General features: G+C 61.1%; 13 protein-coding genes and 1 pseudogene. 7 read left to right on the top strand and 7 right to left on the bottom strand.

The window, feature by feature from the left end:
• Positions 1-143: 143 nt before the first annotated feature.
• Positions 144-1,019: a hypothetical protein gene (locus tag C442_RS15895; RefSeq protein ID WP_008312207.1), complete on the bottom strand. Its 876-nt coding sequence runs from the start codon at positions 1,017-1,019 to the stop codon at positions 144-146.
• 263 nt (positions 1,020-1,282) lie between these two features.
• Between C442_RS15895 and C442_RS15890 the strand changes: the two are divergent.
• The 4 genes and pseudogenes from C442_RS15890 to C442_RS15875 form a co-directional block, all read left to right on the top strand.
• Positions 1,283-1,615 (top strand): annotated as a pseudogene (locus C442_RS15890) (metal-dependent transcriptional regulator); the annotation flags it as partial.
• Between the two features lie 262 nt (positions 1,616-1,877).
• Positions 1,878-2,942: a DUF2249 domain-containing protein gene (locus C442_RS15885; RefSeq protein WP_049943049.1), complete on the top strand. Its 1,065-nt coding sequence runs from the start codon at positions 1,878-1,880 to the stop codon at positions 2,940-2,942.
• Positions 2,943-3,017: 75 nt separating this feature from the next.
• Positions 3,018-3,728 carry an iron-sulfur cluster repair di-iron protein gene (gene ric / locus C442_RS15880; RefSeq protein WP_008312202.1) on the top strand — a complete coding sequence of 237 codons (711 nt, stop codon included), beginning with the start codon at positions 3,018-3,020 and terminating at the stop codon, positions 3,726-3,728.
• Positions 3,729-3,941: 213 nt separating this feature from the next.
• Complete coding sequence (locus C442_RS15875; RefSeq protein WP_239642321.1) at positions 3,942-4,196, top strand: hypothetical protein; 255 nt, start codon at positions 3,942-3,944, stop codon at positions 4,194-4,196.
• A 73-nt stretch (positions 4,197-4,269) separates the two neighbouring features.
• Here C442_RS15875 and C442_RS15870 read toward each other — a convergent pair whose 3' ends face one another.
• The gene (locus C442_RS15870; RefSeq protein WP_008312200.1) at positions 4,270-4,860 is read right to left on the bottom strand and encodes a TetR/AcrR family transcriptional regulator; all 591 of its coding nucleotides are present in this window, start codon (positions 4,858-4,860) and stop codon (positions 4,270-4,272) included.
• 178 nt (positions 4,861-5,038) lie between these two features.
• Between C442_RS15870 and C442_RS15865 the strand changes: the two genes are divergently transcribed.
• The 3 genes from C442_RS15865 (at position 5,039) to C442_RS15855 (ending at position 7,850) form a co-directional block, all read left to right on the top strand.
• Complete coding sequence (locus C442_RS15865; protein ID WP_008312199.1) at positions 5,039-5,638, top strand: TetR/AcrR family transcriptional regulator; 600 nt, start codon at positions 5,039-5,041, stop codon at positions 5,636-5,638.
• On the top strand, positions 5,638-7,107 hold the full coding sequence (locus tag C442_RS15860; protein WP_008312198.1) for an MATE family efflux transporter: 1,470 nt from the start codon (positions 5,638-5,640) through the stop codon (positions 7,105-7,107). Before C442_RS15865 ends, C442_RS15860 begins: the two co-directional genes overlap by 1 nt.
• Before the next feature lie 74 nt (positions 7,108-7,181).
• Positions 7,182-7,850: a class I SAM-dependent methyltransferase gene (locus C442_RS15855; RefSeq protein WP_008312196.1), complete on the top strand. Its 669-nt coding sequence runs from the start codon at positions 7,182-7,184 to the stop codon at positions 7,848-7,850.
• An 11-nt stretch (positions 7,851-7,861) separates the two neighbouring features.
• Here the strand turns inward: C442_RS15855 and C442_RS15850 are convergent, their stop codons facing one another.
• The 5 genes from C442_RS15850 to C442_RS15830 form a co-directional block, all read right to left on the bottom strand.
• Entirely contained in the window at positions 7,862-8,533 is a 672-nt protein-coding gene (locus tag C442_RS15850; protein WP_008312194.1) for an AIM24 family protein, read from the bottom strand.
• Positions 8,534-8,674: 141 nt separating this feature from the next.
• Complete coding sequence (gene ppk1 / locus C442_RS15845) at positions 8,675-11,203, bottom strand: polyphosphate kinase 1 (RefSeq protein WP_008312191.1); 2,529 nt, start codon at positions 11,201-11,203, stop codon at positions 8,675-8,677.
• A gap of 4 nt (positions 11,204-11,207) precedes the next feature.
• Complete coding sequence (locus C442_RS15840; RefSeq protein WP_008312189.1) at positions 11,208-11,918, bottom strand: metallophosphoesterase family protein; 711 nt, start codon at positions 11,916-11,918, stop codon at positions 11,208-11,210.
• Positions 11,919-12,555: 637 nt separating this feature from the next.
• Positions 12,556-13,647 (bottom strand): hypothetical protein, encoded by a 1,092-nt coding sequence (locus C442_RS15835; RefSeq protein ID WP_008312187.1) that lies wholly within the window; start codon positions 13,645-13,647, stop codon positions 12,556-12,558.
• Positions 13,648-13,772: 125 nt separating this feature from the next.
• Positions 13,773-14,618: a DUF726 domain-containing protein gene (locus C442_RS15830; RefSeq protein WP_049943048.1), complete on the bottom strand. Its 846-nt coding sequence runs from the start codon at positions 14,616-14,618 to the stop codon at positions 13,773-13,775.
• Positions 14,619-14,735 lie beyond the last annotated feature (117 nt).

The following is a 14,735-nucleotide window of genomic DNA, read 5'->3' as shown; positions in this document are numbered from 1 at the left end:
CGTTCTATGGGGCCTTATCGGGTACTTTGTGGGCAAATCGATACAGAGTACGCTCTGGACTGTTACCGGCAGACGGACCTCGTGACCCGAAGACAGTCGGCGCGAGATGCCGACTCGGCCGTGGTGGCGGTCCGTAAAGCCGACTACCCGTTTCGCTTGAAGCTGGCGGCAACTATTGCGGTCAAGACGGCGAGAACGAGCAGTTTGACGGCGACGAGGTGCCCAATCGGTGAAGCGAGTAGCGCTGGAGCGGACAGCCCGATGAGCCCGGCAGTCTGGTAAACGCCGGTCACGAACACGACCGGAAGAACGACGGGGAGGTGGCGGCGGAACGCGTGTGCCTGTGGTTTCAGCGCCTCGCCAGCGTCGGGTCGGGACCGTACTGTCGGCAAGACGACGAAGTTGTGCCAGATCGCGCCGCCGAGCCACAGCGAGAACGCGCCGACGTGAGCAAGCCGGACCCCCCAGTCCACGAGTGTCGTCCCCGTTTCCACCCAAGCGAATCCAGCAAGCGAAACGAGGCTGGCGAGGAGCAGCGTGGACCGAACCGACACCGCCCGGCGAGTCGGCGAGCCGTCAGCAATACGTCTGATACCGACCCAGAGAACCGGGGCAGAGATGACGCCGAGACCGAGAGCCACACGGCCGGTTCCGAACTGGCCATCGCGGACACCGAGGCCGAGATGGACAGTCCCGGAGAGGACGAATCCGACGACAGCGAGTGTTTCGATCCGTTGCCACCGGTGCGTGACGGTCCGGTACGTGTCGTCATCGGCGAACTCGGACCGGTCGAAGAGAGCGAGTCGCCAATAGAGCCCACCGACAAGGGCACCGAGCGTGGCGAGGGTAACCCACCTGATACCCCGAACCAGCACCGGGGCAGCCAGATTTGCGACCCAGATGCCAGCCAGCGACCCGGTCAGTAACAGTGCCAAAACGAGCCGCGGCTTGAGTACCTGTACCGGAACAGTACGGCCGAGCAACGAGATCGCCCTGTTTTCACCTTCTCCCGTACCCATGAGCAAACCAGTTTTAGGTGCGCCTAATCAAAACCCTGGGGCCGGAGATGTTCGGTCGGTTTCGTACCCGAGACAGAGCGAAGGGGTTCGGGACTACACTTTCCGCAATAGCTGAGAGACCAAGAGATATGTCCTCAGAATCGCAAACAGGGTCCGCTTCGTCGCTCACGCCGTCGGTTTCCGATATCGAGCGGAGCGCAGGCCGATATCTCTTCGCCGTCTCTGTCCTCTCGGAATCTCCCACGTAGCGGGTTTCAACCGGGGAACTGCAGGAGTTCTTGAACGTGACCCCGGCCAGCGTCACGGAGATGGTGTCGAAACTCGACGAGCGGGGACTGGTGGACTACGAAAAATATCAGGGAGTGACGCTCACGGATCGCGGGGACGCTCTCGCGACGGAGGTTGGGTGGCGTTTCTGCGTCGTTTCCACCTTCTTCGAATCGGTGTTAGATACGACCCTCGACGAAGAGACGGCGTTCGATATCGGCTTCCTCCTCCCGAAAAACGGTGTGTTTCGTCTCCGAAGCCAGGTGGATGGAGCGTGTCTGGGCCTCTGTCCAGAGGGAGACGGCGACGGCGAGCAGTGCGTTCCATAGACGGGGAGTGTCGTCAGCACCCGCTATCGAATCTCTCGCCGGTTCGGAACCGCCCGTTCCACGTCGTCAAACAAGTCAGCGGAAGACCGTGACGGCGAACTTATTAGCGAGCGGATCCGCGGCCCGTTCTCAGTCTCGAACCGGGTACGACAGTGACAGGATACCCGGCTGGTTGCCGTCCAATCGGTAGAGGGATCGGAATGCTGCCGAACCCCTTCGGGACAGGTGACATCAGTCCACTCGTGTACCATCCAGTATAGAGATGCCAAGAGAGATTCAGTTGCGAGACCAGTCGGAAGGACAACGCCGGGAACAGCTCTTCGACGTACTGTCGGGAGCCGAGGTCGGTGATACCATCGAAGTCGTGGCCGACAGGGATATCGACCCCCAGCTGGTGCGCTACCAGCTGGAACAGGACCGGTCGCTGGAGTGGGAATACGCACATCCCGACGCAGAGCCGCGAGAGCTGCAGGTGACCGTCGGCGAGCCGCTCGGGGACGAGTCGCTCCCCACAATCGACGTCCGTGACCTGAAGCCACAACGGCGACACGAGGCGCTTCTGGATATCTTCGATGGTCTGGCGGCGGGTGACGGGTTCGTCCTCGTCAACGACCACGATCCCAAGCCGCTGTACCACGAGCTCAAATCGATGCATGGGGACGTAATCGAGTGGGACTACGCGAGTCAGGGCGGGGGCGAATGGCGGGTCGAGATCGTCAAGACCGGCGATTCCGAGGCCACCGATGAAGACATCGTTACGCGGTACGACGTCCGCGAAATCCCCAAACAGGAGCGGCATCCGACGATCCATCACCGATACGGAATGATACCCGAGGGCGGGACGATGGAACTCATCGCCCCACACGAGCCGCGGCCCCTGCAACGGGAGTTCAGACAGCAGTACGGCGACGCGTTCGCCTGGGAGGTCGTCGAATCTGAGCCAGGCCGCTGTCGCGTCCAGATCACGAAAACTGAGAGTACGGGGGAGTCCGGTGAATCGGATACCGCTGCCGATGACGTTTCGGCAGCCCCATCTGACGACGAGTCAGTCGAGATTACCGACGAACTCGATGTCAGAGATCTCCCGCCGGCACAGCGACACGAGCAGATCTTCGAGGCGTACGCCGAACTGGACACCGGGAGCGGGTTCGTGCTGGTGAACGACCACGACCCCAAGCCGCTGTACCACCAGTTCGAGGCCGAGGCGGGCCCGGAGTTCCGCTGGACCTACCGCCAGCAGGACCCCGGTGAGTTCAGAGTCCTGATCGGAAAGGCCGAGCCGACCGTCGACGAGTCAGCCGACGAAGAGACGGAGGTCCCGTTCTGACCATGGACTACCGACCCAAACTTCGAGAGCGGGGAACAGAGCGCTCCCTACAACGAACGTAAGTAACAGCTACCAATGACTGAACCAATCGATCCGGACCGACCGCTCGGCGCACTCGTCAGAGAGAACCCGGCGTTCGCTCGTGTCTTCGAAGCAGTCGGGCTTGATTTCTGCTGTGGCGGTGACCAGATGCTCCGGACAGCCTGTACCGAAGCGGACCTCGATCTCGATGCCGTCCGGGAGCAACTGGACGAGGCGCGCCGACAAAGCGAAAACGGCGAGGACGAATGGGACTCGATGACTACACTCATCGAACACGTCGTCGACACCCATCACCAGTACCTCCGCGAGGAGCTGCCCGCGCTAAAGCAGCTCGCTGAGAAAGTTCGGAGCGTCCACGCGGAAGAGCACCCAGAGCTGGCGGACATCGAGCGGGAAGTCCTCGAACTGGCTGAAGAGATGCATCAGCACACGACAGATGAGGAACAGGACGTGTTCCCCGTCATCGAGAAGCTCGACAGCGGAGACAAACTCACAGGCGAGGAAAGAGCGCGTCTGGACGAGGCGCTCGCGGACCTCGAATCGGACCACGAAGCGACGGCCGAGCACCTCGAACGGATTGCGGAGCTGAGCGACGGGTACGCAGTTCCGGACGACGCCTGTCCGAGCTATGAGAGTCTGCTCGAACGACTCGAAACACTGGAGCAGGACACACATATGCACGTCCACAAGGAGAACAACGTCCTGTTCCCGCAGGTGGAATCACAGCTCGCGGGCCAAGTCTGACGGTCAAAAGGCCGATTGACAGCCTTTACAGTACTGCTCCTCTCCACCCAAGATTTGTCAACCAATATCTTTGAGGTGTCGAACACGTTCGTGCAAATCATTTTCCTGTATCTGGTCGCAGTCAGGCTTGAATGTGTTTAGGTAAGCCTAAAACTAGAGGCCAGACACAGCCCAGAACCCTCCCTCAGCCGTCACATAGGAGGTGCAGTGTTCGTGATACGTGACCATATTCGGCAGTTCCGTCACGTCATCGACGAACAGTCGCTGTCTATACGAGGCGTGATAACACTCGGAGCGTTGCTCTCGCTCCCGATATTCGGAACTGGTGTCCGCACCCTGGGAAGTTCCCTCGGCCTCGGTCGACTCGTCGTCCCGTTGCTAGTCCTCGCGCATGTGCCGGCCGTTATCGCACTGATCGCCCTCTGGTCGATAGGCTGTGACGTCTGTGGCCCCGAGGCTTCGAGCTAACGATAGCCGGTGTCGTCAGGACCCTGTGATGCAGATACACGGCGGCTGAGCGGTGGCGGTATAAGGTGGCTGGTTACCGTAACATCGCGTCGGCGTACTCACTCGCCGTCTGTCGGGCTGTTTCGAGTTCCTCGGTGTCGTCCAGCATCACGGCGCGGGTCCGGGCACCGTCGATGATCGTCAGCAGCGAACGGGTAACGTGATCCGCGTCGACGTCGCTGAACACACCCTCGTCGATCCCGTGATTGATGACCGCCTTGAGCATATACCGAATGTACTCGTCGTTCTGTCGGAACCGGTCGCTGAACGCCTCCTTGTACGGTGCTTGACTCCGCATCTCTAACAGGGCGACCGAGAGATCGGGGTTTTCCTGGGGTTTGACGAGCAGTTCATCGAGCAAGATTTCCAGTCTGGCTTCGGGGTCCGTCGTCTCGACGTCGTGAATCGAATCGACGAACCGCTCCAGCAGATAATCGAGAAAGGCCGCAAGAAGGTCGTCTTTCGTGTCGTAGTAGTAATGCACTGCAGCCGTCGATTTACCGTACTCGTCCGCGATCCGTTTTATCGTGAGGTCGGCGTACCCGTGCTCGCGCAGCGCCCGGTAGGTCGCCTGCATTATCTCCTCGGTCTGGTCCGAGAAGGTGCGGTCCGATGGTCCAGCCATTGTGTACCGGTTTCACCCACGGTTGGATAACCGTTGTGACCCACCTACTATTGTGCAGTTGAATTATCGGTTAGTTAGTTCTCTGAGTGTTGAACGGTCTAAATTATCGTTTATAACTCACTTTGTGGAGTTCAAAGCGTTTTTGACTAACTAGTTAGTAAGTACAGTCACAGCCGCTATGGATGACGAGACAGCTACCGAAATTCTCGAGGCGACGTACCGCGCCCTCTGCCAGCACGGGTACGCCGCGCTCACGGTCAAGGACATCGCTGCCGAGGCAGACCGGAGCAAAGCGTCTATTCACTACTACTACGACAGCAAAGAGAACCTCTTTACGGAGTTTCTGGACTTCTTGTACGAACGATACACTGCAAAGATTACGGGGGTCGACGGGAGTACACCACGGGAAGAACTCGATTTGCTGTTGGACACCGTTCTCACTGATGGGCGACAGACGCCCGGTCAGGAGTTCAGAACGGCAATACTCGAAATAAAGGCACAGGCCCCGTACAACGACGCCTTCCGGACACAACTGGCCAGGTTCGATGCCGTGCTCTTCGACCGGCTGCGGGAAATCATCGCGGCCGGCGTCGAAACCGGGGAGTTCGATAGCAGGGTCGAGCCGGCCGTCGCAGCTGAGTTTCTCGTGACGGCGATTACAGGTGCCCATACCCGACACGTCGCCACAGACCGTTCGATAGACAGATTCAAAGAGACGATTACGCGATACGCTGAGACACATCTCCTGACGGACACGCCAGCGGAGGCGACCCGCTGATGGGGATTCGAAGTCGCGTTAGTGCGCTGTTCAAGGGGCCCGAGGAGTTCGACCTCACGTCTGGTGGCATCGGGAAGCCGCTGTTCTTCCTCTCGATGCCGATCGTCATCACGAATCTCTTCCAGACCGCGTACAACCTCGCGGACACGTTCTGGCTCGGCCAGTACAGCACGGACGCCCTGGCGGCAATCAGCTTCGCGTTCCCGATGGTGTTCCTCCTCATCTCGCTCGGGATGGGGATATCCGTCGCCGGCAGCGTCCTCGTCGCGCAGTTCACCGGCGCGGGCGAGGAGCGCGACGCCGAGTACGCCGCCTCACAGACGGTCACGTTCGCCGTCATCGTCTCGTTCGTTCTCGGCATCGCGGGCTATTTCGGCGTCGATACGTTTCTGAGCCTGATGGGCGCGTCCGAAGACGTCCTGCCCATGGCGACCAGCTACATGGAGGTCATCTCGCTCGGCCTGCTGTTCATGTTCGGCTTCTTCGTCTTCGTCGCGCTCATGCGGGGCTACGGCGACACGATAACGCCGATGCTCGTCATGTTCGGCTCGGTCGTGCTCAACATCATCATCGACCCGTTCCTGATATTCGGCTGGACGGTCGTCGAGAACGCGCCGCTCGTCGGGACGATTTCGTTCCCCGAGCTCGGGATCGAAGGGGCCGCCATCGCGACCGTCTTTTCCCGGGCGCTGGCGCTGGTCGTCGGGCTGGCGATCATGTTCCGGGGGAACCGCGGCGTCCAGATTCACCTCCGCGATATGGCCCCGGACCTCTCGTATCTCCGCCGTCTCGTTCGCATCGGCCTACCCGCCTCCGTCGAGGGGACGGGGCGTGCGCTGTCGATGAACCTGCTGTTGGTCATCGTCGCGATGTTCCCGGACACGGTCGTCGCCGCCTACGGCATCGGAACGCGCGTGTTCTCGGTCGTCTTCCTGCCGGCTATCGCGGTCGCTCGCGGCGTCGAGACGATGACCGGCCAGAACATGGGGGCCGACAAACCGGACCGGGCAGCGAAAGCGGCCGGCCTCGCGGCGACGGTGCTGTTCGGCGTGCTCACCCTGGCTGGTGTTCTCGTCTGGTTCATTGCCGCACCGATAGCCGACCTGTTCACGACGGACCCCGAAGTCGTCGAAATCACGACGCAGTTCCTCCGCTACGTCGCGCTTTCCTTCGGGTTTATCGGGATTATGCGGGCTTACACCGGGAGCTTCCGCGGTGCCGGGAAGACGCTCACCGCCGCGGCAATCTCGGTGTTGATGCTCGGAATCATCCGCTTCCCGATTGCGTGGTTCGCCGCGGGCCCGATGGGTGAATCCGGCATCTGGCTGTCGTTCGCCGTCTCGAACGTCGCAGGGGCGCTCATCGCCTACGGCTGGTATCGACGCGGGACGTGGCGAGACAGCAACCTCACCGAAGCCAAAGTCGATATTGACGAAGCGGGCGTCGAGATGTCGGCTGACGGAGACTGACAGCGGTGGGTGGCGAGCGAGTGACACCCCGCAAGTGAACCAATACTTTCAGGCGAGCCGCCGTTACTACTGCCATGCCCACAGAACCGAACGCCAGTCAGGATCCCTCGTCGCCGCTGTTTGCAGCTATTTACGATCCGGCCACAGCGCTCGTTGAGCGGACGCTCTTACGGCCACATCGTGAGTATCTGGTAGCGAATCTGGATGGCACAGTGCTGGACCTCGGCGCCGGAACCGGCGCGATGTTTCCGTATTTCGATAGCGTTGCGAACGCGGCGACGGAGTTTCACGCTACCGAGCCGGACCCACATATGCGGCGACAGGCAACAGAGAAGGCGAACGCGCAGGCCACGCCGATTCGTATCGAGTCAGCACCGGCGGAAACCCTCCCGTACGACGACGCCACCTTCGACGTCGTCATCGCCTCGATGGTGTTCTGTACGATTCCGGATATCGAGTCCGCAATGAGTGAAATCACCCGCGTACTCAAACCCGGCGGCGAACTGCGGTTCTTCGAGCACGTCATCGACGACGGGTGGCGCGCTGAGATTCAGTCGGCCCTCGCACCGCTCTGGAGGCGGCTCGCCGGCGGTTGCCACCTCACCCGGCAGACAGGGTCGCGACTCGTCGCTGACCGGTCGTTCGACGTGGTCGAAATCGGGCGGCTCAATCTCGGCGTGACGCCGATCCGTCCGTTCGTTCGGGGACGGCTCCGCAAGCGAGCCACGTCGCCGACGCGATAACTCGGCGGCGATTAGCTCTGGCTCTGTGTGACAGACCCTTCCTCGTTCGGTTGAATGACGACGAACCCGTCGTCGCCAGTGAACTCCATCTGTATCGATTCCCCGGAGGTCTGGCCGATTTCGAACGTCTTGTTCATCTCGATAGACGGCGAGAGGTTCGAACTCCACGCAACGGTCGCATCCGGGTCGGTGAAGACCGGCGGCGTCATCACCAGCGGATCGCCGTGCGTTGTCAGCGCGACTTCGCCGGGGCCGGTGAGGAAGACGTTCGTCAGGCCGCCGGCGGCCATACTGGAGAGACTGCCGACGGTGTTGATTTCGTAGTCAACGCTTGATTCGAACGCGAGCACGTCGGTGCCGTTGACCGATATCGACTCCCCGTCACCGAGGGCCAGCACCTGCACTTTCTTGCCGTTCTCGGCCACGTAGAGGTGGCCGTTTCCTTCGGCCTCCATGACCGGCGTCCCTTCGCCGCTCACGGCCTCCTTGACGATGCCCGTGATGCCGCCTTCCGCCGAGGACTTGCCGGTGAACGTCACCTCGCCAGTGTACGCGACCATCGACCCGGCTTTGACCATCACCGTTCCGTCGAGCGGGATGTCGAGCAGTCTGTTGTTCTCCTTCTGGAACCCATCGCCGCCGTCTACGGGGGCGTTGGAGCGGACGAATTCCTGTAAATCCATAGCTACATCGAGACACTGGACAGGCCAGGCTCATAGACTTCTTGAAGGATTAAAACGCATTTTGTGTGAAGTGGTCTCATATTGATGGAGCAACGCAGTTACTGAGCCGAAAAGGAACTGAGGAATAGTATAGTCGAATAGCTATTCCGTATCGCTATATAAGCGTTCGAGGAGATCAGTGACGCCGGCTTTGGTTTTGCGGTAGCGCCGCTCCCCGTCGGGCGTCCGAACAGTGTAGTTGTACACGACACTGTCGGGGACATACCACTGGTCGCTGTATGTAGACAGTATTTCCTCGGGGTTTCCACCGTCCGTGACTTCAGATGGTTCGCCGTCAGTGGCATCGGGATCGGAGGACGCTCGATCGGCCGCAGTTGCACCGCCTGTGTCGGTTGCAGATTCCGACTGGGTAGCTGACGCAGTTGGCTGGTGCTCACCGTCGCCTACGACACAGAGCTCAGCAGCTAGCGGATAGTCACCAGGGATTCCTGCGGCGAGGTCGTCCGAACGACCGGCTTTCAGCGCTTCACGCATCAGAATGTCCTGTGCGCTGATCACGCGCTCGCCGTCATCCGGGTACCGCTGGTGGTACTCGCCGTCGCTGTCCATCTCCCAGAGCTTGCGGTTGTCCGAGAGGACGAGTTCGAGATTGAAGCGGAGTTGGCGCTGGATCTCGGGGCTGGTCACGGGCGCGACTGCTTCGACCCGGTAATCGAGATTGCGTGTCATCCAGTCGGCGCTGCCGATGTAATACTCGGGCTCGCCCCAGTCGTCTTCAGCAGTGGGTTCGGCCCGTGCGCCGTTCTCGAAGTAGAAGATGCGGGAGTGTTCCAGAAAGCGTCCGACGAGCGAGTACACCGAGATGTTTTCGCTGATGCCGTCCAGTCCGGGCCGGAGGCGACAGATGTCACGGACGATGAGGTCGATGTCGACACCCGCCATCGAGGCGCGGTACAGTTCGGCAACGATAGCGGGGTCTTCGAGTCCGTTAACCTTCGCGACGATACGTGCGGGACGGCCGGCCTGTGCGTGCTGGGCTTCCCGACGGATACACCGGGTGAACTTCTGGCGCATCGTCACCGGTGCGATGAGGAGTTCGCGGAACTCCTCATCCAGCGACGGCCCGGTGAAGAAATTGAACACCTTCGTCAGGTCGCGGCCGATGTCGCGGTCAGCGGTCAACAGCCCGAGGTCGACGTACCCCTTCGCCGTCTCTGAGTGGTAGTTCCCGGTCCCGATATGTGAGTACAGTTCGACGCCGTCGTCTTCCTCCCGAACGACCAGTGCCGTCTTCGTGTGGGTCTTCAGTCCAACCGTTCCGTAGGCGACGTGGATACCGTTTTCCTCCAGCTTACGTACCCATTCGAGGTTGTTCTGCTCGTCGAAGCGGGCCTTCAGTTCGACCATCACCGCGACTTGCTTCCCGTTTTCCGCAGCCGTTATCAGCGACTGGATGATCTGTGAGTCGCTTGCAGTCCGGTAGATCGCTGCTTTCACCGCCAGTACATCGGGATCTTCGGCTGCCGCGGAGAGGAATCGCTGGACAGTGTCGGTAAAGTCGTGGTACGGGTGATGGAGCAATATGTCGCCATCCTGGATACGCCGGAACACGCTCGGGTCCGTCGTATCCGGCGTCCCGAACGACTGTTGTCGGCGACCGTTGAGACGAGGATGCGGCTGTGGCGTCCACTCGTCAAGCGAGAGATCGGGCCGGTCGAGATCGGTCAGCTCCGCAAAGTCTCGGTAGTCCAGCGGTCCCGCGAGGTCGTATATTTCACGCTCGTCGAGACCGAGCTGTGTCGCGAGTGTCGATCTAATACGGGGGTCTGCATCGGGAGCGAGTTCCATTCTGACGACCGACGCGAAGCGCCGCTGTTCGAGCACGTCCTCGACCATGTCGATGAGGTCCTCGGCTATCTCCTGATTCCGCCGGACCTCCGCGTTGCGGGTCAGTCTGAACAGGGCCGTGTCGACGATCTCGACGTTCGGCAACAGCAGATCGAGGTTCGCACGGATGACCTCTTCGAGCAGTACGTACCGTGTTTCGTTCCCGAGCTGGACCAGACGGGGCCTGTTCGGCGGAATCTTGATGCGGGTGAACGTCGGGTCCTCGGCGTTCGGATGCCGAGTGAGGACAGCGAGCGAGAGCGATCGATTGGAAATGAACGGGAAGGGATGTGCCGGGTCGAACGAAAGCGGCGTCAGCGTCGGTAACACGGATTCCTCAAAATAGGTTCGTAGCTCAGACTGCTCTGTGGTGGAAGCATCGTCGTAGTCGAGAATCTCGATACCCTCTGCAGCAAGCGCGGGCCGAATCGCGTCGCGGTAGCAACGGGCCTGCGTCGCTAACATCGGCCGCAAAGTCTCGTGGACCGCTTCCAGTTGCTCCTCTGGCGTTCGACCGTCGGGGGCCGTCTCGGTCACGTCGGCCTCGATCTGCTGTTTGAGGCCGCCGATGCGTTTCATTGTGAACTCGTCCAGATTGCGGGTGACGATAGCGAGGAACCGAACCCGTTCCAGCAGCGGGTTTCGTTCGTCCAGTGCCTCGTGGAGTACGCGCCGCTGGAAGGCGAGCGCACTCAGTTCACGGTTGAGATACAGCGACGGGTCATTCAGGTCGACATCCTCCGGCTCGTATGCGGGGATATCCGGTTCTGAGGGTTGATTCATCGGATTACGATGAGGTGGGCGGTGCGCGCTCTGGGTCGACGATGCTATCGGACGATCGGTCTTCGTGGGTCGTCTCTGGGGCGACTGTGACGAACTCACCCGTCGAGCACTGGTACGCCGTCAGTTGCCCGCCGTACACACACCCCGTGTCGAGGCCAACCGCAGTAGGCGTCTCGAATGGCTCGGAAAGCACCGTGTGGCCGAAGAAGATACGCGGGTCGTCGCGGCGCGTCTCGAACCAGTACGGGCGGTCGTAGCTCCCGTCCGGAACGAGCGAGCGCATATTCAGCAGTTCAGTCAGTTCGTGTTCCGCGAGAGGCTTTCGGTGGTCGACGCCGCCGTGGACGACCAGCGAATCGTCCCACGATATCGCCACCGGGAGCGACGCGATCCACGACAGGTCGTCGTCGGTCAGCGAGGGAAGGGATTTGCGGCCGTCGATGATCTTCTGTTCGTTGTTGCCCCGGACGGTGATGAAGTTCGGATGCTGTCGAACGATATCGACGACACCGGCGCTGTCGGGCCCTTTGCGGACGAGATCACCGACGAAAACGACCAGTTCGTCCGCTGTGGGGTCCAGCCGAGTCAGGAGCCGTTCGAGCGTCGGGCGACAGCCGTGGACGTCGCCGACGACATAGATCTCCTCCCAGTCATCGCCGTGGATTCGCTGGTGTGATGCGCCGAGGTCCGGATGAAACGTCGGTGGTGAGACCATCGATGTGGAGCCGTTGACGGTACGTCGGTGAATCTGCTATAGGCGTTTTATATGAGCCCTATATAGGTGTATGAGAGCGAACGTATCACCCCAACTGATGTCGAACCCACCGCTAGAGACCGAGCCTGCGCTGACTGCCACAGACCGTAGGCGAGACGGAACTGCCTCCCGGTTTATATGTGATGCATCTGTAGCAGCGGTGTGACAAGAGGTAGTCATTATTCGGCCGATACGTCGCCGTCGCATACGCCGGGGCTATCGTCGTACTTACCGAACTTCACGAGCTCGTACCCGGACTCGTCTATCGATGGTTCCCGAAACGTAGCCACGTCGAACCCCGAACGAGGGGGTCGAAAAGGGCAGTAAATAAAAGTTAGTTGTCCGCGGCAGGCGCTTCGTCCGGAGACGCAGACGCAACGGGGGCAGCCGATGTGTCCCCAGAGGAGAAAATATCGAAGCCAGTGACCCTCGCAGTACAGAGTGGCGCACCGGTGCTACCATTACCGACGATGAACAGTTAGACACCTGTGGCCGCTATGCTGGTGGCGTCACTGCAGACCGCTAACTCATGCCTTCTTCCCACAGATGACGACAATGACCGAACGCAGTACCGACATGGAGGGCCGTATAGTCGTTGTCATCCGGACGGTTCTGCCCGGGTCTCGATAGTGATGTTTCTGACAGGCTCACGCTGTGCGTCGGCTTCGTCACCGAACGCGACCTCCCAGTCCCATGGCTGGTCCGATTCGAGGCGGTCACGGCGTGTGGCCGCGCTGAAACCCTGGTCACCGACATCGCCCGAGGCCACGATGACACAGTTCGTAAGCGCCCTCGTGCTGGTATTGCGGGCCGTCCCGCCCACACCGACGTTGACCATCGTGCCGTCGATGGGATAGCTCGATTCGATGCTGAGCGCATCTGAACGCGGTGGAAGGTCGGCCGTTGCCGTCTCCCGCTTCACGGTAACGGTCGCATGGTGAGCCTGAAGACCCCAATCGAGTATCACCGGGATTTCGGCGGGACTCTCGTCGTAGAACGGGTCGATAGTGGTGGTGTGCGTGCGACGCTCGCCGGCCGGCACGGCGACTTCTACTGCCCCAGTGTCGGAGAGGAGCGTGTGCCCGAACTCCGCGAGAAAGCGGGCGTCGCGGTCGCCGTCGTTGGCGACGGTGAACGACGCGTCGAAAGACTCGCCGACGTCCACGCTGTCGGGAGCCTCGATACCGTCTACGGTGAACTCGGGAGCTCTGGAAAGCATCTCGACAGTGGCATCGGGGACCCGCCAGCGGGCGGTCTCCCCCGCTGATTCGAGCTCCAGCGCAACGGTTCGGTAGTCCGACACTGGAACGGGGAACCCGATGACACCCGCAGTTTTCCGCTCGGGGCGGCCGACGAGTGACAGCCGGTCAGTTATCGGCTCCCCGTCCGCGACAACCCTCACTGGGATCTCTTCGACTCTGGCATCACCTGTCTCGGCATCCAGCACGAGAAACTGGCTCCCATGCTCAGCACGGACATCGACGTGGACTCCGGCGTCACGTATCGACGCACGGACCCGTGGGTCGGCCAGCGTGACGGTATACGAACCAGCCGAAAGCGCGTTTGGGGGTGCGGGCGAGCCATTGTCGTCCCCGGCGGTGCCGGTTTCGCCCGCGAAGTAGCCGTTACACCCGGCGAGACTGCCGGCTCCGAGTCCCACAGCAGAAGCGAGATACTGTCGTCGGTCCATACCTTGTTCTCTCGGTAGACGGGTAAGTGTCTCCGGGACGGTCAAACTGGATATATAGCGACTGTTCGCTGTGTGACCGGAGCGGCAGGGAACACGAATTTGGTCGCTGAGTTCCCCTCGACAGCCTACCCGAGTTCGGCGACGACCCGCGGCAAACAGCCCGCATCCGGTTCGAAGTACGAGTAGTGATCGGCTACGAGATCAGTGACATCCACGTCCTGATAGCCGTCGGGAGGCGGCCCCGCATCGCGGGTTCCAGCGTGGCCCACAGCGTGTGTCCGGTCCGACGCTCGGTACACCCACGAGAGGACCTTGTCGTTGTGGCTGTAGAAGTTCGACACCGGAGCGTCAACGGCCGCTATGGCGTCGCCGTAACGACCGTCTGTAGTTACGCTATCGTAGGGGATAGCGCCGCCGAGCAGTGACACCGAAGCAAGCGCGTCTGGCACCCCTCGCTTGGCTAGCTCCCGGAGGGTCTCACCGGTCACCCGCGCACCAAGTGAGTGAGCGAGCAAATGGACCGGCCGGCCGTCGGTTTCGGCCCACTCGACCAGCCACTGAGCGAGGTGGGTACTGTTCGCCTCGGCGTTGTCCTTCGCCTGCACCCACTCGACATCGGAATCCCAACTGTACGCGATAACCGGTGTGGGCCGTGTTCCGTCGAGCGCTACCTGCGCCGTATAGGCATTGTCGCGCGCCCTCTCGGCGTCGGTACTGAATCCGTGGACGAACAGGAACACCTCCGACGCGTCGTCGAACGACCACATGCCACCAGTCTCGAAGGCTGGCCCCTCCGCCGCGTCGAGGAGCCCGCGCGTAGTGACGACCGGCTGTGAGTCCGGTGCAGTGTACCCGCCCGAGTCGCCCTGTAGCGACCAGTACACGTAGGCACCGCCGCCCCCGAGCAGACCGAGTCCGCTTCCGAGAGCGATGAGCAGGCGCCGTCTGGTCACACCCGTTTGACTGTCCATGGCTACAGCTTGTGGATAGGTACAGGTGTGCCGATAAGTCAGTTGAGATTGTCGCGTCCGGAAACGGGAAGCAACGCAAGAGCTGTGTCACAGCCCACAGGCTTCATGGTTCGGCGG

Origin of the sequence: Haloarcula amylolytica JCM 13557, assembly GCF_000336615.1 — an archaeon.
In the GTDB taxonomy this organism is placed as follows: domain Archaea; phylum Halobacteriota; class Halobacteria; order Halobacteriales; family Haloarculaceae; genus Haloarcula; species Haloarcula amylolytica.
This window is presented reverse-complemented; position numbering and strand designations above follow the sequence as displayed.

Coding starts and splice junctions, on each gene's coding strand:
- C442_RS15895 (WP_008312207.1), bottom strand. CDS start 1,019: ATGGGTACGGGAGAAGGTGAAAACAGGGCGATCTCGTTGCTCGGCCGT.
- C442_RS15885 (WP_049943049.1), top strand. CDS start 1,878: ATGCCAAGAGAGATTCAGTTGCGAGACCAGTCGGAAGGACAACGCCGG.
- ric (WP_008312202.1), top strand. CDS start 3,018: ATGACTGAACCAATCGATCCGGACCGACCGCTCGGCGCACTCGTCAGA.
- C442_RS15870 (WP_008312200.1), bottom strand. CDS start 4,860: ATGGCTGGACCATCGGACCGCACCTTCTCGGACCAGACCGAGGAGATA.
- C442_RS15865 (WP_008312199.1), top strand. CDS start 5,039: ATGGATGACGAGACAGCTACCGAAATTCTCGAGGCGACGTACCGCGCC.
- C442_RS15860 (WP_008312198.1), top strand. CDS start 5,638: ATGGGGATTCGAAGTCGCGTTAGTGCGCTGTTCAAGGGGCCCGAGGAG.
- C442_RS15855 (WP_008312196.1), top strand. CDS start 7,182: ATGCCCACAGAACCGAACGCCAGTCAGGATCCCTCGTCGCCGCTGTTT.
- C442_RS15850 (WP_008312194.1), bottom strand. CDS start 8,533: ATGGATTTACAGGAATTCGTCCGCTCCAACGCCCCCGTAGACGGCGGC.
- ppk1 (WP_008312191.1), bottom strand. CDS start 11,203: ATGAATCAACCCTCAGAACCGGATATCCCCGCATACGAGCCGGAGGAT.
- C442_RS15840 (WP_008312189.1), bottom strand. CDS start 11,918: ATGGTCTCACCACCGACGTTTCATCCGGACCTCGGCGCATCACACCAG.
- C442_RS15835 (WP_008312187.1), bottom strand. CDS start 13,647: ATGGACCGACGACAGTATCTCGCTTCTGCTGTGGGACTCGGAGCCGGC.
- C442_RS15830 (WP_049943048.1), bottom strand. CDS start 14,618: ATGGACAGTCAAACGGGTGTGACCAGACGGCGCCTGCTCATCGCTCTC.